At 47.1% G+C, this 23,646-nt stretch carries 23 protein-coding genes; 9 read left to right on the top strand and 14 right to left on the bottom strand.

The window, feature by feature from the left end:
- The first annotated feature begins 15 nt into the window (after positions 1-15).
- The gene (locus tag LFX17_RS11555; RefSeq protein ID WP_238746805.1) at positions 16-582 is read left to right on the top strand and encodes a metal-dependent hydrolase; all 567 of its coding nucleotides are present in this window, start codon (positions 16-18) and stop codon (positions 580-582) included.
- Between the two features lie 284 nt (positions 583-866).
- A complete protein-coding gene (locus tag LFX17_RS11560) occupies positions 867-1,157 on the top strand; it encodes a YciI family protein (protein WP_238730388.1) in 291 nt (96 codons plus the stop codon).
- Between the two features lie 7 nt (positions 1,158-1,164).
- On the opposite strand, the gene LFX17_RS11565 is transcribed toward LFX17_RS11560, so the two are convergent.
- From LFX17_RS11565 to LFX17_RS11575, 3 genes are all read right to left on the bottom strand, one after another.
- Positions 1,165-2,490: an adenylate/guanylate cyclase domain-containing protein gene (locus LFX17_RS11565; protein WP_238730389.1), complete on the bottom strand. Its 1,326-nt coding sequence runs from the start codon at positions 2,488-2,490 to the stop codon at positions 1,165-1,167.
- A 131-nt stretch (positions 2,491-2,621) separates the two neighbouring features.
- The gene (locus tag LFX17_RS11570) at positions 2,622-3,536 is read right to left on the bottom strand and encodes a glycosyltransferase family 2 protein (protein ID WP_238746808.1); all 915 of its coding nucleotides are present in this window, start codon (positions 3,534-3,536) and stop codon (positions 2,622-2,624) included.
- On the bottom strand, positions 3,533-5,605 hold the full coding sequence (locus LFX17_RS11575; protein WP_238746811.1) for an O-antigen ligase family protein: 2,073 nt from the start codon (positions 5,603-5,605) through the stop codon (positions 3,533-3,535). The genes LFX17_RS11570 and LFX17_RS11575 overlap by 4 nt, the downstream gene beginning before the upstream one ends.
- A gap of 148 nt (positions 5,606-5,753) precedes the next feature.
- Between LFX17_RS11575 and LFX17_RS11580 the strand changes: the two genes are divergently transcribed.
- The 6 genes from LFX17_RS11580 to LFX17_RS11605 all read left to right on the top strand — a co-directional run bounded on the left by LFX17_RS11580 (position 5,754) and on the right by LFX17_RS11605 (position 10,756).
- On the top strand, positions 5,754-6,056 hold the full coding sequence (locus LFX17_RS11580; protein WP_238746814.1) for a sulfate transporter: 303 nt from the start codon (positions 5,754-5,756) through the stop codon (positions 6,054-6,056).
- The gene (locus tag LFX17_RS11585) at positions 6,053-6,490 is read left to right on the top strand and encodes an LIC_11090 family protein (RefSeq protein WP_238746816.1); all 438 of its coding nucleotides are present in this window, start codon (positions 6,053-6,055) and stop codon (positions 6,488-6,490) included. Before LFX17_RS11580 ends, LFX17_RS11585 begins: the two co-directional genes overlap by 4 nt.
- Before the next feature lie 172 nt (positions 6,491-6,662).
- The gene (locus tag LFX17_RS11590) at positions 6,663-7,610 is read left to right on the top strand and encodes an MbnP family copper-binding protein (RefSeq protein WP_238746818.1); all 948 of its coding nucleotides are present in this window, start codon (positions 6,663-6,665) and stop codon (positions 7,608-7,610) included.
- 56 nt (positions 7,611-7,666) lie between these two features.
- The gene (locus LFX17_RS11595) at positions 7,667-8,866 is read left to right on the top strand and encodes an MbnH family di-heme enzyme (RefSeq protein WP_238730395.1); all 1,200 of its coding nucleotides are present in this window, start codon (positions 7,667-7,669) and stop codon (positions 8,864-8,866) included.
- Positions 8,838-9,728 carry a laminin/fibronectin-binding adhesin Lsa30 gene (gene lsa30, locus LFX17_RS11600; protein WP_238746820.1) on the top strand — a complete coding sequence of 297 codons (891 nt, stop codon included), beginning with the start codon at positions 8,838-8,840 and terminating at the stop codon, positions 9,726-9,728. Before LFX17_RS11595 ends, lsa30 begins: the two co-directional genes overlap by 29 nt.
- Positions 9,728-10,756, top strand: coding sequence for an LIC11086 family outer membrane transporter (locus tag LFX17_RS11605; protein ID WP_238747759.1), 1,029 nt, complete (start codon positions 9,728-9,730; stop codon positions 10,754-10,756). Before lsa30 ends, LFX17_RS11605 begins: the two co-directional genes overlap by 1 nt.
- Before the next feature lie 74 nt (positions 10,757-10,830).
- Here LFX17_RS11605 and LFX17_RS11610 read toward each other — a convergent pair whose 3' ends face one another.
- Both LFX17_RS11610 and LFX17_RS11615 read right to left on the bottom strand, forming a co-directional pair.
- Positions 10,831-11,439: a hypothetical protein gene (locus tag LFX17_RS11610; RefSeq protein ID WP_238746821.1), complete on the bottom strand. Its 609-nt coding sequence runs from the start codon at positions 11,437-11,439 to the stop codon at positions 10,831-10,833.
- A gap of 37 nt (positions 11,440-11,476) precedes the next feature.
- Positions 11,477-12,493: an adhesin OmpL37 family surface protein gene (locus LFX17_RS11615; RefSeq protein ID WP_238746823.1), complete on the bottom strand. Its 1,017-nt coding sequence runs from the start codon at positions 12,491-12,493 to the stop codon at positions 11,477-11,479.
- Positions 12,494-12,724: 231 nt separating this feature from the next.
- Between LFX17_RS11615 and LFX17_RS21010 the strand changes: the two genes are divergently transcribed.
- On the top strand, positions 12,725-13,459 hold the full coding sequence (locus LFX17_RS21010; RefSeq protein WP_238746824.1) for a hypothetical protein: 735 nt from the start codon (positions 12,725-12,727) through the stop codon (positions 13,457-13,459).
- Positions 13,460-13,479: 20 nt separating this feature from the next.
- Here the strand turns inward: LFX17_RS21010 and LFX17_RS11625 are convergent, their stop codons facing one another.
- From LFX17_RS11625 to LFX17_RS11665, 9 genes are all read right to left on the bottom strand, one after another.
- Positions 13,480-14,013, bottom strand: a complete 534-nt coding sequence (locus LFX17_RS11625) for a M23 family metallopeptidase (protein WP_406600676.1) — start codon at positions 14,011-14,013, stop codon at positions 13,480-13,482.
- Between the two features lie 85 nt (positions 14,014-14,098).
- Positions 14,099-15,493, bottom strand: a complete 1,395-nt coding sequence (gene nhaC / locus LFX17_RS11630) for a Na+/H+ antiporter NhaC (RefSeq protein WP_238747762.1) — start codon at positions 15,491-15,493, stop codon at positions 14,099-14,101.
- A 5-nt stretch (positions 15,494-15,498) separates the two neighbouring features.
- On the bottom strand, positions 15,499-16,575 hold the full coding sequence (locus LFX17_RS11635) for an RluA family pseudouridine synthase (RefSeq protein WP_319941270.1): 1,077 nt from the start codon (positions 16,573-16,575) through the stop codon (positions 15,499-15,501).
- A 20-nt stretch (positions 16,576-16,595) separates the two neighbouring features.
- Positions 16,596-17,672, bottom strand: a complete 1,077-nt coding sequence (locus tag LFX17_RS11640; protein ID WP_238746826.1) for a PilZ domain-containing protein — start codon at positions 17,670-17,672, stop codon at positions 16,596-16,598.
- A 102-nt stretch (positions 17,673-17,774) separates the two neighbouring features.
- Positions 17,775-20,057: an alpha-hydroxy-acid oxidizing protein gene (locus tag LFX17_RS11645; protein ID WP_238730403.1), complete on the bottom strand. Its 2,283-nt coding sequence runs from the start codon at positions 20,055-20,057 to the stop codon at positions 17,775-17,777.
- A 15-nt stretch (positions 20,058-20,072) separates the two neighbouring features.
- Positions 20,073-21,209: a tRNA 2-thiouridine(34) synthase MnmA gene (mnmA, locus tag LFX17_RS11650; protein ID WP_238730404.1), complete on the bottom strand. Its 1,137-nt coding sequence runs from the start codon at positions 21,207-21,209 to the stop codon at positions 20,073-20,075.
- A complete protein-coding gene (locus LFX17_RS11655) occupies positions 21,210-22,169 on the bottom strand; it encodes a retropepsin-like domain-containing protein (RefSeq protein ID WP_238730405.1) in 960 nt (319 codons plus the stop codon). It abuts the gene before it with no gap.
- A complete protein-coding gene (locus tag LFX17_RS11660; RefSeq protein ID WP_118956044.1) occupies positions 22,148-22,378 on the bottom strand; it encodes a hypothetical protein in 231 nt (76 codons plus the stop codon). Before LFX17_RS11660 ends, LFX17_RS11655 begins: the two co-directional genes overlap by 22 nt.
- A 40-nt stretch (positions 22,379-22,418) precedes the next feature.
- The gene (locus LFX17_RS11665; RefSeq protein WP_238730406.1) at positions 22,419-23,477 is read right to left on the bottom strand and encodes a sensor domain-containing diguanylate cyclase; all 1,059 of its coding nucleotides are present in this window, start codon (positions 23,475-23,477) and stop codon (positions 22,419-22,421) included.
- Positions 23,478-23,646 lie beyond the last annotated feature (169 nt).

Below are 23,646 nucleotides of genomic sequence, written 5' to 3' on the forward strand. Positions count from 1 at the left end.
TTCAGGAAATTGAATATGCCTACGATTATGACTCATGCCGCGGTTCCGATCTCTTTTTGGATCGCATTTGGAAATAAATTCATTCCAGGGCGATTGCTTTTGGTTGGGATCTTATTTTCGATTCTTCCCGACGCGGATGTGATCGCGTTTAAATTCGGAATTCCGTATGAAAACGATTGGGGTCATCGGGGCTTCAGTCATTCGATTTTGTTCGGATGCTCCCTTTCCGTTTTGGCCTGCGTTTTGGTGCGCTGGTTTCGCGCGAGAATCGAGGTTGTTCTTTTGTTTTTATGCGTCTCGATCGTTTCCCACGGGGTCTTGGACGCAATGACGAGCGGAGGACTCGGAGTCGGATTTTTAATCCCCTATTCTTCCGAACGTTTCTTTTTCGATCAAAGACCGATCCGTGTTTCTCCCATCGGAATCAAAAACTTTTTGACAGAACGCGGTCTTACCGTTCTGAAATCGGAATGGGTTATCGTGTGGATTCCGCTTTTATCGATTTCGGCTTCTTTCCTTTTTCTGAGGACGTTGGTGCGCTGGATCGCGACTCGGATCGGCGGAAACAAAAGAGACAAGTAGTAAATAGAATGCGATTGCAGGAGTTCCCACAAAAACCACGGCAGAATCTGATCGAAAGCCGAAAAGGTTCCGACAAGATTTTCAGTTTTGATTTGCGAACCGGAAATGTTTGTGATTGAGAAAAATCTGCCGCATCTTCCCGGCGCCTCAAAACTTAACAGCCCGCTTCGATTGTAGCTCGCCGTCCCGCCTGAAATTGGGCGTTACGAAAAAATTTCAGAGTGTTTGATCGTATCTACGACAAGTTTGCAAATTTCAAGTGGCTCGAAAATCCTGGCAACAACATGAAACAATTTATCGTAGTTCTTCGTTATCTCACGCCGATCGAAACGGTCGACCAATACGTAATCCCGCATCGGGAACATTTATCCAAAGGATACGAACAGAAAATTCTACTCGCATCCGGCCCTCAAGAACCGAGAACCGGAGGAATTCTAATCGCGAGATCCAATTCCCGCAAAGAATTGGAAGCGTTCTGTCATCAAGATCCGTTCTACACGAACGGAGTCGCGGAATTCCAAATCATAGAATGGAATCCCGTCAAACATCAGAAAGAATTCGAGTTCTGGCTTTAACCCTTTTTTAGACCTTGCCCAACTCGTAGACGTCTACGGGTTGTTCCCTTCCTTTGACTTGGATGGAAGAAAGATGTCTTCCCGGAATACCGGCTTTGATATCTTCGTAAACGGCGTGCGTCACTAAAAGTTTTGTTCCGAATTCCTTGTTCAACTGCTCCACTCTCGAAGCGAGATTGACCACGTCTCCGATGATCGTGTATTCCTTTCTCGCTTCGGAGCCCACGTTACCCGTCATCGCCTCTCCGGAATGAAGACCGATTCCGATTTGGGTTTCCGGAATTTTTCCTTCCTGATTCAAAAACTCGATCTTTTTCAAAAGCTCCAAGGAGGCGTTCACCGCGTTCTTAACGTCGTTTCCTCCGTCCGAAATCGGAGCGCCGAACACGGCCATAAAACCGTCGCCTAAAAATTTGTTAATCATCCCGTTGTGCATGTTCACGATGTCGATGAGATGGGAAAAAATATAATTGAGATAATCGATGACTTCTCCCGGAGATCGTTTTTCGGAGAATCTCGTAAAGTTGCGGATGTCCAAAAACATCACGCAGACGTGTTTGAACTCGGAGAAACTTTCGTTTTTCTGTTCGAGAAGACGATCCACAACGTCCGGAGAAACATACTGGCCGAACATTCCGACCACCTTGTTTTTCTCTTGAACCGCATCCATCGCGGAAATTAAAGATCGTCTCAATTGAAGTCCCACAAGACCCGCGGCCACGCCGCCGAACGTAAACAAGAGCCCTTTGGAAAGAAACGGCGCGACCGAATTGAAGAAATTGATCGGCATCAGGATTTGGTTTTTCGGAATATAATAAATCGCTAAACCCAACAATTGCGCCCCCGCGACAAAACCCGTAAACGCGCTCAACCAAAATTCGAGACGCAAAACCGACAGGATGATAAACGCAAAAAAGGTCAAAACCGCAGGAGAATACAACGGAATCAGAGGAGACTGAAACGCTTCGATATTCAACCAAATAAGCAAAGACACGGAAGAAACTTCGATAAACGCGTTTCCGAATCTCGCGATCGGGAATACCACTTTCCTCTTCTTAAGATAACGATTGAAGATTCGATTTGCAAGCAACTCGTAGAGCGCGGTTCCCACGTTGACTCCGACAACCGCCACGTAAGGAAAATTACCGCCCGTTTCCTTGTCGATCCATTCGTGAAAGAGACTAAAAACGATCACCATTAAAGCGGAAGAAAACGTAAAAAAACCGCAGAGAATTTTCGTTCGAACGATTTCGCTTTTTAGAATTTCATAAGAAAGCGGATCCATCGTTTGTTTCTTAAATTTCTTGGTCAATTCTTGGATTGGGTTGGCCATGATTCGATCAGCTCCGATAATTTTTCGACCTTCCGATTATAACCGCAAAGATCAGGATTGGAAATAACTTTCGGACTGCTTCCAAAAAGAAAACTACAAATCCCGTTTTAGGAAAAAAAGATTTCAAACGATCAGGATCTGCTCCAATTCTCATGATTCAAAAGAAACTCTTTGATACGCTTTCCAAAGGAAGAATTCATTCCTTCTTTCAACACGGATGCGAACAGAAAATCGAACTCTTCGCTCCAAGAGTCTCTTTTGACTTTTCCCTGCCTTAAAACATTCCATTTTATAAAGAGGATTTTTTTGCAAAGCGTGGATTGGGAATCGTCGAGTAAATGAGAACTTAATAATTTTAGAATAGAGTAAATTCGAAATCGATCCATGACCGGAAACCGAAACGACAATTGATCTTCGTGACCTCCGTACCGAACGAGCAAGGGTTCGTCCAACAAGGCAACCGGATGACGAGAAGTAATCCTCACCCAAAGATCGTAGTCTTCGCAAGCCGGAAGATCCTCGTCCATTCCCCCCGAACTTTGATAGAGATCTTTTTTCAGCAGAACGGAGGAAGGAGTAACGCTGCAAAAATCCAAACTCTGTTCAAAGATCCATCCGTCTTTTTTTGCAAGATACGCGGGAGGATTGACTCGCTTTCCATGACGAACCCAAATCTCTTGCGACTGAAGAATCGTTGTCTGCGGATGGTTTTGGATAAAACCCCACTGACGTTCCAATTTTTCGGGAAGCCATTCGTCATCCGAGTCCAAAAACGCGATCCAATCGTTGCGTGCGATTTCCACGCCCTTGTTTCTTGCGTGACTCACTCCTTTGTGTTCTAAAGGGAGAATGACGATGCGGCTTTGTTCCTCTCCAAATTCTTTTTCGAGTTTCGAAACCGTGGAATCGGTGGAACCGTCGTCCACGACGATGATTTCTTTTGGGAGGAGCGTTTGTGCAAGAACCGCGGAGATCGCTTTGAAAACCTTTGCCTCCCGGTTGAACGTCGGAATGACGACCGAAATCGGCGCCCTGCGTTCGTTCATAAATATTTTTGAATGCGAAACCGGGCGCACAATTTTCTCGGTTCGGGATCGATCGGCTCCTCAATCCAAAAAAACAGAGTCGAAAGCGGACTCGGAACATCGCGCAAAGTACATTCCGTTTTTAGAATATTCTTACCTTCGATCGTACGGAGACTCCATTCATCCCGAGGTATATCCTGTTTGTATTGCTTATAAGGAACGAACTCCGCCCCTTCCGTGGAAAAAGAAAGATCCACGAATCCAAAACCCCTGGCCGGATATACGTCATATATGGCCGGTTTGGAAACAAGGACGATTTGCCCCTTCCCTTCCAAGATCAGCGCCTCGTACGGGTCCGGGTTTCCCGGAGGAAAATAAATTCCGGAACGATACAGAGTTGTCGGAAACAAAACCCAGGAACCCAAAAGAAGAATCAAACCTCCCAGCGCGGAAACGTGAGATTTTTTACATTCAAAACCTCGAATATTATATGCGGTTTGTGAAAGCCACAATTTTACCCGAGCGACGTTCCTTTCCACGAAAGATTCTCGTCCTTCTTCCTTTGAAGAAGAAAACACGGCGAACAAAGCGATCCACTGAAAATATACCGCTCTCAAGTAAAACCATTCTTGAAAAAAAGAATATACGAATACCGCGAATACGGATCCGAACACAAGGGAGGTTTCCGCTAACGATCGGCCTTTTCGTTTCCCCGCTAAGAATTCATAAAAAAGAAATCCCCAAAGCGCCGCATAAACGGCCGCTCCGAACACGCCGATTCCGGAAAAAATCTGTAAAAACTGATTGTGAGCCGTATGATACGGACTTTGTCTTCCTTCTTGGTTCAAACAACATTCGTTGTACCATCCGAAACTTTCGAAACCTCCGCCAAACAACGGTTTTTCGAAAAAGAGTTTCGTACCCGCTAAAAAATGGGAAAGACGTTCCACATCGCCCGTTCCCGCATTCGTCGCGATTACGACAAAAGGGAATACGATTCCGGCGATCACGAACAGAAAGGATAAAAACGCAGAAAAAACGGAAACGATCTTTTCCTTATTCCCCAATCGAAAAAACGCAAATACAAACGCGCTCATTCCCAAAAAAGCAAGAAACGAAAGAACCCCGCCTCTCGCACCGATCCAAAAAAAAGTCACCGCTAAAACGAAGACGAGGAGAATCAAGAACGGAACCCTAAGTTTTCGGAAACGATCCGTGGCCTCGGAAAACAACCAATAAAATAAAAACGGAAGACTCGCGATCAAATGGATCGCAAACCAGCTTCGGTTCCAATACAAGGATTGGATCGCCGATAGGGGCAAATAACGTTCCAAAGAAGGAATCAAAGAATGCGGAAGCGCGGCAAGTTTATATCCGTCCAACCAACGATGATAACCGTCTAACGTTGATTTTGCGAATGGGAAAAAATATTCCGTCCATCCCGCAAATACCGCGATCAAAATTCCGAATGAAATTCCGGCCGCATAATCCAAAAAAACGGAATCGGGTTTTGTTCGATCCGACGACCCTGCGGCGAGTTGGTTTCTAGAAAGCAAACCGAATACGAACAAAATTCCCAAGAGCAAAAGTTTCCAGGGATAAATCGGTTCCAACTCCGTGGAATGCAAAAACCAAAACCAGCCTTTGCGATAAAATCGAAGATCCGAAAGCAGATCGGGATTTGCCAAAAGACTCGAAAAAGCCGTTCCGAAAAACAAAAGCAAAAGGATTCCGAGCGGACGTTTCCAGAATTCGTTTTGCAGAATTCGATTTCCGTGCAGACGATTTTCCGCGATTCCGCGCAGGGACCAAACGATCCAAAGACAATCCTGAAGTTCCAGAAATCTTCCGCCCGGATGATTTCCGAAAAACACGCCGCTCGCCGCGAGAACAAAGGTCGCGATCCTTGGAACGAACGAATCTAAAATCGAAAATAAAATTAAAAGAGCGGCAAAGCCGATTCTAAACTTCCAAGGATAAAAAGACAATAAGGGGAGAAGGATCAAAATCGAAACGAAACCCCAAAGCAAGGACCGAATGTTCCCGTCTTCGTTCGCATCCAAGATTCGATAGAGAATCCGATTTTTCATACGGATACTATGTTCCGGAGGACTTTTTAAGAAACGATAAAAACAAGGGCGGCCTACGCTCCTCGTGCCGTTTCCGCGGGAATTCTTCGGATTTTTTTGTTTCCAGCAGAGCGAGGTTTCTGAAATAGTCGTACTTGCGTTCTCATTTATGCAGCAATTGGAAGAATCCACAATCTATCCCGATAAGAATTCGTTTCGAGTCGTGTTCCGCAAGAATATCTGTTCCGTGGAATCCGATGAGATCGACGTGATTCTTTCCCAGATCCGCGAGATTCGTCCGACGGAAGTGGTTCTGGATATGACTCCCGTGGTCGCCATTCCCTCCATGGTTTTAAACCGTATTCTAAAATTTATTTCCGAATTGAAAAAGGACGAGATCCGGATTTCGGAAGTGAAACTGAGCGAAGGATTGCAGCTCGTGCTTTCCAAACTCAAAATCAATCTGGGATGAAATCCTTCCTTTCCATCTTCGTTTCCGTTTCGATTCTTTTCCAAGCCGTCGTTTTTTCCAGCGGATTGTTCGGTTGCGTTCTCTCCGAAAAGGCGAAACTCTGCGAATGCAACCACGGAAGCAAGGCCCAGAAACACACAAACCGCGAAGACAAACGTTTTTCGAAAAAGCTACGTTCCGAGGGTAAATCGACCGTTGCTCAAAAACTTCCCGATTGTCATTCGGCCGCGTCCGGCGAAATCCATTCCTGTTCCTGTAAAAAGACGGAAAATAAACTTTCCCAGCTCGGCGCGTTCTATTCGGCGTTTTTTTCCCCCGAAAGCGCGTCGGATCTAAACCACGAACCCGGCTTGCTCCAAATTATCACTTTAGAATATTCTAATTTTGGAATTCTCGTCGGCTTCTCCCTTTTAAAACCCCCTCGACTCTCCTGATTTTTCGAAACCTTTTTTTGCCCGTCGGAGCGACCCCGCCCAGGCTCGGCGTTTTTTTCGCAGCGAACTTAGTGGAGTCCGCTGAAAAAGTCGCCGTTTTCGTCCCGCGAATCCGTTTCAATTCCGCAACGTTCCGTTCAGGGCTCGATTTTGAATACATTAGGAGATTTTTATGTTACGAAAAATATTCGTATTTATTTTTGTCGTTTCGATTTGTTTCAGTTTAGTCCATTGTCCTTGGGATAAAAAAAAGGACGATTCCGATCTGACCACGATCGCTTCCTTGCTCGTTCTTACCGCCAACCAAGGCATTCAATTTTCAGCATATGCCGGAACTCAAAAGCTGGAATGCGGCGCGACCCTCCGGGGACACGCGAGTGTTCTCGAAACGGCGCCTTTTATTCCGAACGCGCATATCGCGGAAAGTACGACCTTTCAACTGCACGACTTTCGTCTTTTTGTGCACGACGTGATCTTGATCAAAGATTCGGGAGAAGAAGTCGCTCTGACTCTCAATCAGGACGGGAAGTTTCAATCCGGAAACATCGCCCTTCTCGACTTTGAAAACAAAACCGGCAAGTGCGACGGAACCCCCGAAACCAACAACCTCGTCGCAGCGGCCATTCCGATGGGAACCTACAAAGGAATCAAGTTCACAGTCGGAGTTCCCGAAAACAAGAATCACCTGGACGCGGACAATCAAGCCGCTCCGATGAACACGACCGGTATGTTTTGGAGTTGGACGAGCGGTTATAAATTCTTGAAGCTCGACTTCGAAACCGTGGAAACCGGGAGCGCCGGAACCTCGGTTCATATCGGTTCGGGAGATTGCACCGGAACGGGAAGCGCGAGCACCTGTGTAAGAGCCAATCGAATTCCGGTAACTCTCACGCCCGACGGAGGATTCAATCCTTCCACCCAGGAAATCAAGATCAACGTCCAGGCTCTGTTACAAGGAATTGATCTGACCGCAAGCGCGGGTGCTGCGATGTGCATGTCCGGAACGAGCGGTATGATGAGCACGGGTTGTCCTACCATTTTTCCGAATATCGGCTTGGTTTTGGCAACGGGGGCGCCGGCGACTCCGACTCAAACCGTATTTTCCGTTAAGACGAAGTGATAAAACTCGATCGTTTTACAAAGGCTCGGGGATTCTCGAGCCAGGGAGAAAGAAACATGAAATCATTCCTTCTTTGTTTTTACGCGTTTTTTATAATCGGTTGCGGTTCGGGAATTCTTCCCTTCGCTCCGTTTGAAAAAAAGGAATCGAATCAAAACGAAGCGCTGCTTCTTTTGCTTTTGCCGCAGAACACCTATGTGTGGAATCTTCCGCCGGGATTTCCGGTTCCGGTCGTTCCCGCTTCCAACCCGATGACACAGGAGAAAGTCGATCTCGGAAGATTCTTATTCTTCGATAAGAAACTTTCGGGAAATCAAACTCAATCCTGCGGCTCTTGTCACAAACAGGCAAAGGCGTTTACGGACGGTTTGACGACCGGCGTCGGTTCGACCGGAGACGTTCATCCGAGAAACTCGCAGGGAATCATCAACGTGGCGTATAACGTGCGTCAGACGTGGGTAAATCCCAATCTGAAGAATCTCGAAGATCAAATGCTCGTTCCGATGTTCGGCGAACATCCCGTGGAACTCGGTCTCGCCAATCGGGAAAACGAAATGCTCGATCGTCTCCGCGCGGACAATCGTTATCAAGGTCTTTTCGCAAAAGCGTTTCCGGGAGGAGATCCTTTCACTACGTCGAACGTCATTAAGGCGATCGCAAGCTTCGAACGGACCTTGATTTCGGGGCGAGCTCCTTACGACAAATATCTTTACGACGGAAACGTAGCCGCACTCGGGAACTCCACACAAAGGGCTTCGATCCTCAGAGGGGCGCAGATCTTCTTTTCGGAAAAGGGAGAATGTTTTCATTGTCACGGAGGTTTCAATCTAGCGGCAACGAGCGTTCATACCGGAACCGTAACTGAGGAGATCGTGTTTCACAACAACGGTCTTTATAATATCGGAGGCAACGGAAGTTATCCGTCCGGCAATCAAGGTTTGTTCGAGTTTACGGCTAACGCAGCGGACAAGGGAAAATTCCGCGCGCCTTCCATTCGAAATATTGAATTAACCGCGCCGTATATGCACGACGGGTCGATCGATACTCTGGAAAACGTCGTGGAACACTACAACGCCGGAGGAAGAAACGTTACGACCGGTCCGAATACGGGCGACGGAAGACTCAATCCGAACAAGAACCCGTTCGTGTTTGCGATCGGATTGACAGCCGCGGAAAAAACGGACCTCGTGAATTTCTTGAAAAGTTTAACGGACACGGAGTTCGTAAATGACCTGCGACACAGCGATCCTTTTTAGGATTCTTTTTTTATCCGTCTTCTTCCTATTCGGATGCACTTTCGGCTCCGTGGGAGATTCCAGAAAGGAAGAAGCGAAGATGCTGCAGAGACTGCTGACCTTGTATGGAGAAAGGCCTGCCACGTTCAAAGCGAATCTGTATTATACGGACGATCAGCAAGATTCGAATATCGGAAACTTTGACGCGGTTTCCGGCGCAACCACATACAGCCTTCAACTGCAAACGGGCTCTAAGATCGTTTGGGACGGAATCGGGATTCGGGTAAATCCGAACCCCGTCCCCACAGTTCCCGGTCAAACAAGAACGTTAGACGAAACTTCTCCGGAAGAACATTCGACCCATTCCCACACTCCGTATACGGTTCCCCTGGATCTTCCGGTCACTTCTCCGTACGGACAGGAATACGGAACGACTTCGTTTAACGATACAAACTTGGAAACGATCACGGAGACGATTTTAACCGGGGACGTTCACACCTCCGCGGCTCCTTTGATTTCCGGAATTCCTTCGGGGTATTTGGCTTCGGTGAAATACAAGATTCAATCGATGACTCTTACGTTTCAGATGACGGCCCCCGTCGCAAAGACGATCCGGCTTCAAACGTCGTCCTTTACGGTGGAGCTGTTTCCTAGATGCAGATTCGACGTCGTCCCCCAAAAACAGGGAAGTTTTCCGGTCACCTGGAAAATGAACGGACTCTTTCAGGATCAAAGCGGAACGTCGATCCTGGCATCGATCGCGGCGTTGACAAGTCCGGTCGATATCAATCCGTATCAAAACGCAAATCTCTACAATCTGATTCTTGCCAACTTTCAGCAGCAGGACCGGATTCTGTATCAAACGGGATGCAGCCTATTTTAATGAAACATAAAATTCTAATATTTCTCCTCTTTATTCTTTTCGCTGATGCTCTTTCTCTCGAAGCGCATCATACGGGTATGGGAGGAAGCGAACAATCCTCCACCCGATTCGTGGATCCGTTTACCGGAAAGCGGGAAAAACCGGCGAACTACGTCGTAATCACGCAGGATTTTTATAAACAGACAAACGAAAACAACAACATCCACACGACCACGTTTTACGGAGAGACGAATCTGAAAAACGGAATGTTCGCTTTGAATCTCAGCACCCCTTACACTTACTACGAACAGAAGGATCGTTCGGACGCCGCGAGGATCGGAAAGACGTATATCGGAATCAAATATCTCCCATTGATCGACTTTCAAAAAAACTATTTCGTCGTATTAAGCGCCAACGTGGGTTTTCCTTCCGGTCCCGATACGGATCGTTTTACGGGTGGAAATTATTATTCCGGAATTCCGGGACTTACGCTCGGTTATCTTTTGGGTAAGTTCAGTTTTGTGGGAAGAATCAGCGGAATCTTTCCTCTTTCCAGATCGCAGCCGAACAATCTTCAGGACAACGACGGAATCGCGTATTGGCTCCGAAGTCCTGCGTCCGCCGCTCCGGAAGAAACCTACCTTTTAAAAAAGACGAGTCTCTTTTCCGGATACGTGACCTACCTTTGGAAGCCGGGTCTTTCGTTCTTTACGGGTTTCTTATATAGAACTCCGTACGAAGGAGTGGATTTAAAACGAACGGACCAAGGAAAAGTTCCGGCGATCTTTCGGGAAGTCAGCGTCGGTTTTTCGGCGAACGTTTCGGAAAAACTCAACTTCAACCTTTCGTATCGCTATCCCTTGTATCGGGGAGACGACTATCGTTTGTACGACTACGCTCTCACTGCCGCCGTTTCGATCGAAATCTCCGAATCGGAAAATGCGAATGGATCCGAGACAAAAAAAGGGATCGAACCGAAAGAACAAAACGATCCAAACGAAACTTCCTCTTCGGAAACGAATTCGGATAACAAAAAAGCGACGGAGTAAAAACTACATTCAAAAATCGGCAAGTCCTGAAACGGGTTTTTCAAACAATGGCAAACGATAAAGTCCGCGTTTGATTAAGGTTTTATTTTCTTTTTGAGAATTCCCTCAAAACCCGCCGGAGTTTCGAGACCGATCATTTCCATCGCACTTAAGGAATATTGAATGGATCTTCCGTAGAGGACGATCGCGTAAAAATCGTTCCGGTCCCGATCGAACTTTTCGGCCTGGCCCAATTCTTCTTTTGCCATCCGAAAATAGTTCGCGGCCTTTTCTTCGCGACTTGCCGAGAGCGGAGCATCTTCCGGATGATTTTTTACGCGAAGAAAACCTTCCGAATACGATACGATCAGATTCTTTGCGGCCGATTTTCCTTCTATCGCGAAGTCGGCGGTAACTTGCCAAACGGCCCTTTCCAAAAGGAGTAAGGCTTCTTCCCTTTCCTGAGCGGAACCAGAACGATACGAAGTTCGAAAACGGTCTCTCAAATCGACAATATGATTCCAGTTTTCGGTTTGTTTTTGAAACGGGATCGCCTTTTTCGATTCTTCCAGAATTCGGATCTTCCGTTCGATCGATTTTTTCTTTTCTCGAAACGAAAGCGTTCCCGCGCTTCCATCCTGGACAAACAATGCGAATCCGAAAAGAATGGAAACTAGGCTCACGCCGATTTTCGTCCTATTCATACTTTTCGAATTCATACTTTCCAAGTTTCGAATATTCTTAATTGGTCGGAGCCGGTTTTGCAGGAATCGGAGGAAGAGTTTCCTTTTGCACCATATCGTCCGTACGAATTTCGTCGTTACTCATATCCATCAGTGAAATTCTTCCCGAAGTGATGATCGAATAGTTGTCGTCGTGGATTTCCAAAACATCGATCGGTTTGTCCTTCGCTTCTCCCGGAGGAACGATCTTCCTTTGAATGAGATCGTTGTCTATGTAGTTGATCAGGGTGTTTCTGATCCTTTCGTAATCGGTGATGTTTTCTTTTTCCGCGGCGGTTCTAATATCGTCGAGGTTGACGAATTGATATTCCGGTTTATCCTCCGCCGGAGTTTTGGAAGCGATCATCGCAAGGAGAGCGAATCGTCTCGCCCTTCTCGCGATCTTGATCCCTTCGCTATGAAGAAGAAGTTTATAACGGAACTGATACGGAGCGGAATTGTAAGCCGTGGTGAAATGATCCTCGGAACTTTTGAGATCTCGGAAACCGAGCCTTAAAAGATGCTGCGCGATCTTATCGTTGCTGCGAACGATCAACGGAGAAGCGAATTCCAAAATCACTCTTGAGTTTTGAAGATATTGTTCGTGAGTCGCCTGATAGAGATCCTTCATTTCCCCTTGAGCGCTTCGAAGGTTCTTAAAAGAAAGACTATAATTGCTCTGGAAATACCACATGTTTCCGTTGAAGTCGAACTGATTCGCCTTTTTTAGACTTCCGTACGAAGGAATGCCGGCCAGTTTTTTATAGAGTTCTTCCTTTCCCGCCGTAGTTGCCGCGGGTGCGGAAGCGGAAGCGGCTTCCGTTTTCGTACTGTTAGGCGGAGTTTTATCCTGAGCCGCGGCGCCTTCATCCAGAATCGGAGTTAGATTGCTCACGCAGATGTTGATGAACTTAAGATTGATCTTATTCTCACCAATTAAAATTCCGAGGTTGGTTTGATCCGGCGAAACGGCCCAAAGCAGTTCTACGGACACGAGGATGATTGCGATCAGTATTATTTGAATTCTGGAAACCATGGCTTTCTCTCTTATCAATATCGGCCTTCCCTACTTTTTCCAAGGAAAAAAAGAGTCCGGATTCCGGCAAAAACGGACGCTTTCGGGTCGGTTTCGACTCCGAAATTTTATAACGAACGATCCAGGAAAGAATTTCGATTTTTCCCGTTTGGAAAGAAATTTACGGCTTGTCCGCAGATTGGATTCTTCCTATATGGAAGCGCAAGAATTCAGCTTCGGGGAATAAAGATTATGAAACTCGACACGGTCTCTTTACTCAAATCCACGGCACGGACCTCGTTTACGATCTTGGTTAATACCGTCTTCTTCTCGTTGATAGGCTGGACTCTCAACTGGATTCTGCTCGCGTTCTTGTTCCCGGAGATGAGAGCGTTGGCATCGGGGCTCGGAGGAATTCCCGCAGCCAGAGCGGGAGGAATCGGAGCGATTCTCGCGCTCATCATCATCGTCATCGAGCTCTGGCCGATCACCTTAATGGTGTTAACCTTCGGGATCGCGTTTCCCTTTCTTCATTTTCTGTTCGGAAAAAAATTCGCGGTTTCCAAAGCGTTGCAGATGTTGATCACCGATCATCTCGAACCCGTAAGCATCTATCTTTCCGAAAATTTGGAAACGTCGATCCGTAAAAAAGCGGAAACGGACAAATCGGCCGGAAAGAAATTCTCGATTTCGGAACAGATTCAAAACCTTCCCTACTATCTCGGCAAACTCGAAGACCTACCTTCTCCCATCCGCTTCCTCGTCAAACGAATGACGGATAAACTCGGAATAGAATCCCTTTTGAAAGAAATTTCGGGAAGAATACCCGATTCTGAAAATCCGAATCCGGAAGATCTGCAAAAGGCTTTGAAACGAGCGATCGAATTCGCGATCCAAGAAACGTTTCTTCCTCCCAACTTGAATTGGTTCTTTGTTCTGGGAGGAATCAACCTCGGTATATTCTTAATTCTTAAAATACTTTTATAATTCGAACGGAAGGCTCGCGTCTATTTGCCGGCTTTGTTTAAATAAGGTATGGGATTTAGATAAAACATTTTTTTCCAACCTTCGATTCCTTTGTCTGCAAGCCAGAAATATGGGAAGAGAGTTACGATTGCATAATGGAGATGCGTTGGTTTTCCGGCCGCGTTTCCTGAATCTCCGACGGTTCCGATCATAGTTCCTTTAGTTACATAAGAAAGGGAGAATATTTCGATCTTATCCAAGTGCGCGTAGTAATGAAGTTTCCATTGCGGTCCCAACACAAGAACCACATTGCCCCCCATATCGATATTTCCTTGATAGAGAATGATTCCGTTTATGGAAGAAAAAACCGTTCTTCCGCGCTTCGCAAAGATATCAACACCTTTGTGCGTGATCGACTTTCCCCAAGGGTAAAACCAAAAAGAATCGGAATGGTAACTCGAAACACCGGCGTCTTCCACGGGCATCAAGAAGGATTCCTCCCAAGAAAAACCCAAAAGCAAAATCCCGAGCGCAATGGAAAAAAGGGCCAATCCTTTCGTTTTTTTGTTATTCATCGAATTTGGTTTAACGGATTTTAAAGATAGGCATCGGGTTATTTTTTATTTCTATTCTCGGGCAAAACATTTTTAAAATTGAATATTAGGATTTACGAATTGTCCATCCGGTCCAAGCACAAACGAGCGAAATGATCGGACTACAAAGATTTAAAACGGCGTAAGGAAGAAACACAACCACCGGAACTCCGAGCGCGGCGGCCATAAAAGAACCGCATGTGTTCCAAGGAACCAAGGCAGAAGTCATCGTTCCCGAATCCTCGAGCGCTCTCGAAAGGTTTTTGAAATCCAGACCGTGTTCCTCATACGATTTTTTAAACATCTTTCCGGGAACTAAAATGGAAAGATACTGATCCGAAGAAAGCAGATTTGCGGAAACGCTCGTAAGGATGGTTCCCGTCAGAAGAGAACGATCCGTATTCGCAAATTTTAATATTCCTTTCGTAATCTTTTGGATGAAACCGGCACCCTCCATCGCTCCCGCAAAAAACATCGCCGAAAAAATCAACCAAACGGTCGGAAGCATCGAAGCCATCCCCCCTCTCGAAAGAAGAGCGTCGGTCAGAACGTTCCCCGTCCTGGAAGCGTTCCCTTTCGAAGCGGAGTTCAAAACTTGTTTGTAGACTTCCTGAAAACCCAGATCCGAATGTTGTAGAAAAATTCCCGATAGAACCCCCGAAAGAATTCCGGCAAGGATCGACGGGATTGCCGGAATCTTAAAGTAAATCAAAACGAAGGTTAGAACGGGAGGAATCAAAAGCAAAGGATGAATTCGAAAGGAATTCTCGAGCAAAGAAACGACTTCGTTCACCTTATGATCGATTCCTTCCGATCCGCTATATCCCAAACCGATCCACGTGAAAAAAACGAGGGCGATACAGAAAGCCGGCAAAGTCGTATATAACATATGTTGAATATGAGTGAATAAAGGAGTTCCCGCGATCGAGGAAGCGAGGTTGGTCGTTTCCGAAAACGGAGAAAGTTTATCTCCGAAATACGCTCCCGATACGATGGCGCCCGCGGCAGCGCCGGGCGGAACATCGAGTGTGGTTCCGATTCCCATAAGCGCGACTCCGACCGTACCCGCGGTGGACCAGGAACTTCCCGTAATCAGCGAAACGACGGAGGACAACAAACAAGCGATGACCAGAAAGAAGGACGGCTTGAGAATTTTCAAACCCCATACGATCATCGAAGGAACGATGCCCGACCAGATCCAAACTCCGATGAGAGAACCGATAAGCAGAAGAATCAACACTGGCTTTAAAACGTTCTTCAAAGATTCGAGGATGTGTTCTTCCAAAACGTCCCATTTGACTCCGAGTCGGATTCCGAGTAAACTCGCGACCGTCCCCGATAAGATCAAAAGCATCTGTGCCGGTCCGTCCACGGTTCCGTTTCCGAACACGACTCCCGCGTAACCGAGTCCCATCACAAGAACGATCACAGGGATCAAAGATTCAAAAAGTCCGGGAGTGATCGTCTTCACGAAAAATCCTCCGGAAGAGGAGCTACGATTTTTAGTTTCTTTTTCGTAATCGGATGTACGAATCGAACCGAGTAAGCGTGCAATGCCTGCCTTTCCATTCCGAGTCTCGTAATCAGATCCGGATTTTTACCTTCGATAAAATCCAAAAACGTATCTTCGTCCTTTCCGTAGAGTTTATCACCCCAAAGAGGAAATCCCAAACCGTAGAGAGTCGCCCGGATTTGGTGCATACGCCCCGTCACCGGTCTGCACAAAACGAAAGAATGGGTAGGTTTAGTGGATCCGTCGTTTGGAAGCGGCCGTTTCGTTTTATCGAACGCGGTAGAATGTCCGATCCGATCGGATTCAATTTTTTGAAAGTAGGTCAGACAGATTTCCTCGTTCGGCTCCGAGAAAGAATTTTCTAAAACGACATTCTTTTTTTCGGAAAAAATATTCCGATTCCGCGGAAGTTCCGCAAAGGCGCGTTTTTTTCTGATCTTTGAAGTAGAATCCGGTTTCAAAACTCCGTATGCGGTTTTTCGATGGGGAAAATTCCCGTACACTTTGCTAATATAGAATTTCTGAATATTTCCGGAACTGAATAAAGAGGAAAGCGAGGAAGCGACCATGGAATTCTTCGCGAATAAAACCGCGCCCGAAGTCTCCCGATCGAGTCTATGAATCGTGAACAATGTTCCGAAACGGCCGGATTCGTTCAACAAAGTCAGAAGGTTTCCCTTTCGATACGCTCCCGCGGGATGAACGGGTAAATCCCCCGGCTTGTTCACGGCTACGATCCAATCATCTTCGAACAAAATCGTATAATCGGTCCGAACCGGAGGTTCTTCTTTTTCCACGGGTTGATAAACGACAATCTCCCCTTCTCGGATCAATACGCCCGGCTTTACTTTCTTACCGGAAACCAAAATTCTTCCTTCGGAAATTTCCTTTTGCCAAGCCGTTCTGGAATGATACGTGAATTTTTTGGAAAGAAAGTGATCGAGTCTCGTTCCGGATTCTTCCTTGGAGATCGCGATCTGTAGAGTTTCGGAATCTCGTTCCGAGCCTGGGGATAAATCCGGGTTGTCGATCAAAACTGTGCCCAAAAAGTTTAGTGTTCCTTAGAATCGACGTAGGTCTGAATCATGTTCTCTTCCCGTTCGTTCAAGTTGAAGAACTCGCAACCGATGCGAAACATCTTGTCCGTATTGTTGATGTTTCGGATAACGGCTCGAAACGTCCCCTTGTTTTCCGCGGAAAGATTCAGATCGAACAGGATCGTTTCTCCCACGGTAAAACTTCTCGAAAAGAAAATCGACTGCGGATGAAAAAAACCGACCCCTTGCATGGAGATGTTGTCCACGTTGCATTTTTCCTTGGATTCTTGAAAGAAACCGGAAGCGATCACTTCCTTCGAAACCGCGTTGGCCGCGATGTTCGCCGCGTTGAAGTCGTTCGTGCCGAGTTCCTTGTCCGAAAGAATCTGAACGTAGCCGAGAGGGGTATAACCCTTGTACCGAATCATGATCGAAATTTCGGAGATGATTCCCGGATCGAGTTTATTGACCGCGATCAGTTTTTGATATTCGGGAAACGGAAGAAACTGAAACCCTGCGCTTCCGTCTCCTCTGGAATTTCGATCCAGAACGTAGATCGCCTGATCGAAGTTGTACATCAGTCTGAGACGGTTATCCATGCGGTCCGAAAAGAAAACGCTGGAATGAGGATACGTTTCCCTGAGTTGTTTCGCGTGTTTTTTTACGATCTCGTCGATCTTTTTATCAGCAAATCCTAATGTTTTTCTCAGATTCCCCTGATTGATGATGTTGGTAAGACTGATCTGCGAACCGTTGGCGCTAGCGTCCACGTGAATCCGTTCTTCCGTCCTTTGAGCGACCGTGACTTGAATCGCGGTAGCAAGAAGAAGTTCGACTCCGTTGGCAGGATTGTGCATCTCGACCGTGAACAATGCCGCAAATCTATGATTGTTGTGAACGAGAAAAAGTTTTCGATGCGCTTCCGCCGGAGTTCCGGGGGGAAGAGTGACCACGATCCGAACCGCATCCTTGAGACCGACGACCCGCACCGGTAAAGGACGATTGTCGACGAGGATCACGACCGGAAGTCTGGTAAAAAGAGACTGAAGAATTTTGTGAATTCCTTCCGGGTCATTGATGATTTTATCCATGAATTTGGTCGAGATCCGTTATTCCCGTTTCCATCGGGGACGAAACCCCGATTTGCGGTTTGAATATTGGATCGGAAATGCCGAGTTAGTAAAACGATTTTCTTATTGTGAAACCGAATTTTCTTCGTCGTTTTTTTTCCGGAACAGAAGGTCCATTCCGATGCCTCGAAGGGTTTCCGCTCCGGTCACGTTCATAGATTGCAAAAGATGTTCGGTATATTGCGAAATTAAAAATCGAATTCCTGCGACTCCGCCTCCGACCGCAAAAATCGCCATCGGCCTTCCCACAAGAACAGTGTCCGCGCCGAGAGCGATCATCTTGAAGACGTCCATCCCGCTTCGAACTCCTCCGTCCACGGCGATCGGAATTTTATCTCCGACAGCTTTGCGAATTCCCGATAGAACCCTCGCGGTTCCGGGCATATCGTCCAAGACCCTTCCGCCGTGATTGGAAACTACGATACAATCCGCACCCGCGTCGATCGCAAGTTGCGCGTCTTCCGGAGTCATGATTCCCTTCACGATAAAAGGAAGTTTTGTAAGAGAACGGATCTTTCCGAGTTTAGAGACGTTGCGGGTTACGGAAGAAATGTTCCTTAAAGTCATCGTTTTGAAGTTCACCGCGTCCACGTCCATTCCGAGCGCGAACAAACCCGCATTTTCGGATTCTTGAAACCGTTCCTTTAAAAGACCTTCGTCTTCTCTCGGTTTGCAGATGAGAATCGCATCCGCCTTCGTTTTACGGACCGCTTCGAGCATAATAAGATATTTGTCCGGGCTGGCGCCGTCGCCTAACCATGCTAAGGTGCCGGAAGTTTGACAACCTTCGAGAAGTGTTGCCGCAAACGTGAACTCGTCCATGGCGCCGTTCATGTTGGTGACTGCGCCGGTCATCGGCGCGGCCATCAAAGGAGTTTTGATTTTTTTCCCTAAAAAGTGAGTTTCCGTCGAGCCTTGCGTATGTTCGCGGATGTATCTAGGAAGAATGGAATATTCCTGTAAGGCCTTGACGTTGTCTTGGAAGGTAAGCATTCTTCCCAAACCGCCCATACCGGGAACGCCGGAAGCGCAATCGGTTCCGTCGCATACTTTACAAACCCAGCATATATCTTTCCCGAATCGGATTCTCGCGTTTTGTTGGATTTCTTTTTCGGAAACGGAATAGAGCTCGTCGCAGGTAAAACGGATCGTATTTTTTACTGTTTCGAAAACGGCTTCGGCCTTTTCGAGAGTGTCCGCGCTTATGATGACGTGGCCCGTCTTTTCGATGTTATTCGTGGGTTCCTGGATGATATCGCCGATCTTGTTCATAAAGAAGAGATCGTTGACGCCTTCGATCTTGCGAGTCTCTTCGATTCCGTCGATCGCGAGAAGTTTTCCTCTCGGAGCCAACAGACAACGTTCGATCGAAACGCGTTTTACGGTAGGAGTTAAGTTGTCCGGTTCTTCTCCGAGTGCGATGAGAATTGCGGCTCGGTTCAGGTTGATCCCGGAGGAAAGGGGAAACGTAAACGCGGACATAAAACCGCCGGAAAGCCTTGCCGCGATCTCGCCCACTTTTACTCCGTCCGGAGTGACCTTGATATCGCCCTTACCGGCGCCGAGAGTGATTCCGAGCGCCTTCATGCTTCGAAACATCACGTCTTCCACTTCCTTTAAAACGGAAGGACTTAAACTCGAAGGCATGTTGTGTCCCATCTCGATAAAGAACGGTTCGCGTTCGATGATTCGATCCGCGATTCCGGTAATCACGAAATTTCCGTTCCAAGTCAACGCGTCGACGGAAACTTCCGGACCGGGCATGTATTCTTCTAAGATCATTTCCCCCGTGGGAGAATATTTTTTCGCGTGTTTAAAGGCCGCTTGTAATTCTTCCCTGTTTTCAACCTTGATGACTCCGCGCGCGCCCATGTTGTCCGCAGGTTTCATGACGAGGGGAAATTTCAAAAATTCTAATGCTTCTCGCGTGTCAGCAAGGCTCCAAACGGGAGCGAAACCGGGAAGAGGAATCCCCGCTTTTTTCAGACGTTCGCGCATCTTCACTTTGTTGGAAGCGGCTTCCGCGTCCACGTAACGAATTCCCGGAAGATCCAGCGCGTTCGCGACGGCGGCAACCGTCATACTCGCGTCCGTTCCGGCGGTGATCACTCCGTCGATCTTGATCTTGGTCGCGAGTTTTTTGGATTCGCGCACCATTCCCTCGATGTCCTTCGTGCTCATCACCATCGGAATGTCGCAGATCTTCATCCCGGGTGCGTCGCCGTTCATATCGGCTACGACCGTCGTGAGTTTCATCATTCTCGCAGTTTGGATGATGGGCACCTGGAGAAGTCCTCCGCCCACGATGAGAATCGTTTTTCCCGTAATTTTATGACTCAGTGACAAAAAGAAAAATCCTCGTTAACCTTGTGCGGAAACCGCCGGTTCGACGGCTTCCCGGATCTGCATTTGAATGCTTCCCTTACGGATAATTCCGCCTAACAGAAGGTAGTCGGAATCCAAAGGATAAAACACCGCCGATTGTCCCGGGGTCACCCCGCGCACGTCTTCGAGAGGATGGACCACGAGATCGTCCGCGACTTTCGTGATTCTGCAACGGATCGGAATATGTCTGTAACGGACTTGAACGCGGCATTCCAGAGATTCCCCTTCGCGGATAGGAGCGATTCCTTGGTAGTTCGCATCGATCACGGAAAAGGAACCCGTATAGGTTTCATTCTCTTCTCCTAATATTACGGAACCGTCATCTTCGATCGCGATGACGTAGAGAGGATTTCTCCAAGCGATGCCGAGACCTTTTCTCTGACCGATCGTGAAATTTTCGCGGCCCTTGTGTTTGCCGATGATTCGGCCGTCCCTGAGTTTGAAAAAACCCGGAGTGAACTCGACATTCTTCTTTTCCAAAAACTTTCTGTAATCGTTTTCGGGAATAAAACAGATTTCTTGCGACTCCGCTTTTTCGGCGACGGGAAGTCCCATTCTTCTAGCGATCTCTCGCACTTCCGGTTTGGTCATTTCACCGAGAGGGAATATTACGTTTTTTAAATTCTCTTGAGAAAGTCCGTATAAATAATAAGCCTGATTTTTTCCGACGTCGATCCCGTTCGCGATCGCGTAACGATCTCCGTTCCTGGCGATGCGCGCATAGTGGCCCGTCGCGATCTTATCGATTCCGAGAGCTTTCGCTTTTTCAAACAACGCGCCGAACTTTACGAAGGTATTGCATTCCACGCAAGGGTTCGGAGTTTTCCCGTGTTGATAGTCGTCGATAAAACGATCGATCACCTTCTCCTGAAATACCTTTTCCATCTTCACGACGTAAAAAGGAATCTTGAGGGAAAGACCCACGTCTCTCGCGTCGCGGATATCTTCGGGAGAACAACAGGATTTTTTGGTGGTATCGCAGGCGGGGGCTTCGTATTCCCAGGTTCTCAAGTTGACGCCGATGACTTCGTAGCCTTCTTCCATGAGCAGGCCCGCGGTCACCGCACTGTCCACCCCGCCGCTCATCGCCACTATGATTTTACCCTTGCTCATCTACTTTCCGCCGTCTTTCCCTACTATACCTATAAGACTCCGTTTCATGTCCAAAAGAATTCTATGCTCGTTCAGCCAGTTTACTCCCAGAATTCCCTGGATTCGGACTCCCGTGGGAACTCCCGAAAAATCCACAGGAAGGCCGGAAGGAAGAATTTCGAGATTCTCCACACAAATAGACGTGGTATCAATACAAAGTTTCCGTATAAAACGCGTTCTTACGTTCAAAACCTTGCCTTGAAAGTTGAGAATCTGGACCGGCCGACTCGAGGAAGTTTCCTCCACAAAACCGGGAACCGGTTTGGGAAGTTCCAAAAGACTCAGATCGGCGCCCGTATCCATCAAAAGGAGGGCTTTTTCATCCGGGCTGTAATTCATTTCTAAAACCGGGTGACCGGAAAAAAAACGGAGCGGTTCCGTGTTCTGTGCAAGACCCGGAAATTCGGGAACCATGGACTCGGCGAACTCTCCACCCGCGGTTTCGAGAAAACGGATCTGATTCGGATATTCTAATATTAGAATTTTCTCATACAGAGCGTCCATCCCGATGATCCCGTCCAGTTCCAGACTTCCGGAAAAACCGTGGGAATGAACCGTCATTTCCTTAAAAACGGGATGGCTTTTGTGAAAAAGTCGGATCGTCCGGATTTTTCGAACCGAATCGTCCTTCCCTCCGGGATAGGTCACCGCGATTCTTCGTTTGGCATCCTGTTCGGAAAAATATTTCTCATCCAAAAAGGAGAATCTCGAACCGGTATCCACAAGAAACCGGAGCGGTTTTTCATCGGGGGAAAGGGAAAGTTGAATAAAGCGGAATCCGCTTCGTTCCTGAAACGGAAGAATGATTTCGATTCCCCCGGAAACGGAAGAGATCCGTGCCTGCGAGGGAATCAGAGAACAGGAAAGAAAAAAGAAAACTACGAAGGAGAGAAGTATCCTCAGATAAGTTTTTTGATACATTTCTGATTGGAACATCGTGTATAGTCGATCACGCAGTCCCGATACTGAATTCCCGTGATCGGGTCCGCGGGTTTGTATTCTATAAAACACGAATACGGGGAAAAATCAAATTTTTCTTTCCCGAGGGCGCGATCCTGAATCCGTTTTGTAAGTTCTGTTTCCTCGAGTCCGCTCAGAGGAATCTGGTACAGCAGGAGATTCTTTTCCATACCGTACTCATCGGCAGATTCCGAAAAAAGAAAAGTTTTTCTAGTTCTCTTTGTAACAAATGGTCTGATTTTTACCGGAATGTTTGGCCGTATAAAGGGCTTTATCCGCTCTTTCGATCAGATCTCGATTGTTTTTGTCTTTCGGCCAAAACTCGGAAACTCCCACGGAAAGAGTGACTTTTAGGTCCGGTCCTCCGTTCGGGTTTTTGACGGAACTCGCTTCCACGGCTTTGCGGATCTTTTCTCCCATCTCGTAACCGCGTTCGAGGTCGGCTCCCGGCATCACAAGACAGAACTCCTCTCCTCCGTATCGCGCGGGTGTATCGTGTTTGCCCGCGTTGCGGATAAGCTGTTTCGCGACTTCGATCAGAACCTGGTCTCCCGCTTGGTGTCCGTGCGTATCGTTGAACTTCTTGAAGTTGTCGACGTCCGTGAACAACAGAGTGAGATGAGACTTCTTCTTTCTGCAGCGATCCATCTCTTCTTTGAGTTTGGTTTGAAAGTAGTGATGCACTTTGAGACCGGTCATCATATCCACGGTCGCGAGTTCGTAGAGTCGAGAGTTTTCGACCGCGATTCCCGCGAGAGTGGAAAGAGTGGTCAAGAAGTCTCTGTCTTCTTCCTGAACCTCGCTCATGGTCATCTTTTCTCCGAGAACGAGGAGGCCGTTCACCTTTCCTTTCGCGTTGAGAGGAATGATTAGATCGGCTCCGATTCCGCGCAGGAAATCGACTTCGTTCACGGATCGTCCCATGCTCTCTTCGATCTGATTGATGGTCATCGCCTTCATTCTCGTTTCGAGAAACTGGATCAGCGCGGCGTTCGTTTTGATGCGAAATGACTTCTCGTTTTCGGAAAGGTCGAATCCTTTATAGCTCGGATCGAGTTCGAAAAAGTCCGAATCCGCTTCAGGACTGACGTAGATCGCCGCCTGAAGGGTTTGGAGCTGAGCGAGACAGATATTCAAAATCGCATCCATTAGATATTTGTAATCTAATGTGGAATTCAGGGCCTTGCTGATTTCTAATAATTGCTTTTGATCATAGATTTTCTTTTCCAGATATTCTATCATCAAGGGATCATTTTCTTTACTGATCAAACGGTTGGTTCTCCGGTCTCTGTAGATGCTAAGGGAGTGTTTTCCAATTGAGTGCCGAGTCTAATTCGACGTTCTTTTTCATTCGAAATGATTCTCTTTAAGAGGTTATCAGACCAATTTTTCTTTAAAAATCAATTCTTTTTGCCGATTTCTTGTTGCTTTCGAAGCT

It is taken from the genome of Leptospira sanjuanensis (assembly GCF_022267375.1).
GTDB lineage: Bacteria > Spirochaetota > Leptospiria > Leptospirales > Leptospiraceae > Leptospira > Leptospira sanjuanensis.

Bases quoted from the DNA above. Each gene is read 5' to 3' on its own strand.
- LFX17_RS11610 (WP_238746821.1), bottom strand. From the start codon at position 11,439: ATGAATAGGACGAAAATCGGCGTGAGCCTAGTTTCCATTCTTTTCGGA.
- LFX17_RS11575 (WP_238746811.1), bottom strand. From the start codon at position 5,605: ATGAAAAATCGGATTCTCTATCGAATCTTGGATGCGAACGAAGACGGG.
- LFX17_RS11555 (WP_238746805.1), top strand. From the start codon at position 16: ATGCCTACGATTATGACTCATGCCGCGGTTCCGATCTCTTTTTGGATC.
- LFX17_RS11640 (WP_238746826.1), bottom strand. From the start codon at position 17,672: ATGGATAAAATCATCAATGACCCGGAAGGAATTCACAAAATTCTTCAG.
- LFX17_RS11590 (WP_238746818.1), top strand. From the start codon at position 6,663: ATGTTACGAAAAATATTCGTATTTATTTTTGTCGTTTCGATTTGTTTC.
- LFX17_RS21010 (WP_238746824.1), top strand. From the start codon at position 12,725: ATGAAACTCGACACGGTCTCTTTACTCAAATCCACGGCACGGACCTCG.
- LFX17_RS11570 (WP_238746808.1), bottom strand. From the start codon at position 3,536: ATGAACGAACGCAGGGCGCCGATTTCGGTCGTCATTCCGACGTTCAAC.
- LFX17_RS11595 (WP_238730395.1), top strand. From the start codon at position 7,667: ATGAAATCATTCCTTCTTTGTTTTTACGCGTTTTTTATAATCGGTTGC.
- LFX17_RS11565 (WP_238730389.1), bottom strand. From the start codon at position 2,490: ATGGCCAACCCAATCCAAGAATTGACCAAGAAATTTAAGAAACAAACG.
- LFX17_RS11580 (WP_238746814.1), top strand. From the start codon at position 5,754: ATGCAGCAATTGGAAGAATCCACAATCTATCCCGATAAGAATTCGTTT.
- mnmA (WP_238730404.1), bottom strand. From the start codon at position 21,209: ATGAGCAAGGGTAAAATCATAGTGGCGATGAGCGGCGGGGTGGACAGT.
- lsa30 (WP_238746820.1), top strand. From the start codon at position 8,838: ATGACCTGCGACACAGCGATCCTTTTTAGGATTCTTTTTTTATCCGTC.
- LFX17_RS11560 (WP_238730388.1), top strand. From the start codon at position 867: ATGAAACAATTTATCGTAGTTCTTCGTTATCTCACGCCGATCGAAACG.
- LFX17_RS11605 (WP_238747759.1), top strand. From the start codon at position 9,728: ATGAAACATAAAATTCTAATATTTCTCCTCTTTATTCTTTTCGCTGAT.
- LFX17_RS11625 (WP_406600676.1), bottom strand. From the start codon at position 14,013: ATGAATAACAAAAAAACGAAAGGATTGGCCCTTTTTTCCATTGCGCTC.
- LFX17_RS11655 (WP_238730405.1), bottom strand. From the start codon at position 22,169: ATGTATCAAAAAACTTATCTGAGGATACTTCTCTCCTTCGTAGTTTTC.
- LFX17_RS11660 (WP_118956044.1), bottom strand. From the start codon at position 22,378: ATGGAAAAGAATCTCCTGCTGTACCAGATTCCTCTGAGCGGACTCGAG.
- LFX17_RS11585 (WP_238746816.1), top strand. From the start codon at position 6,053: ATGAAATCCTTCCTTTCCATCTTCGTTTCCGTTTCGATTCTTTTCCAA.
- LFX17_RS11615 (WP_238746823.1), bottom strand. From the start codon at position 12,493: ATGGTTTCCAGAATTCAAATAATACTGATCGCAATCATCCTCGTGTCC.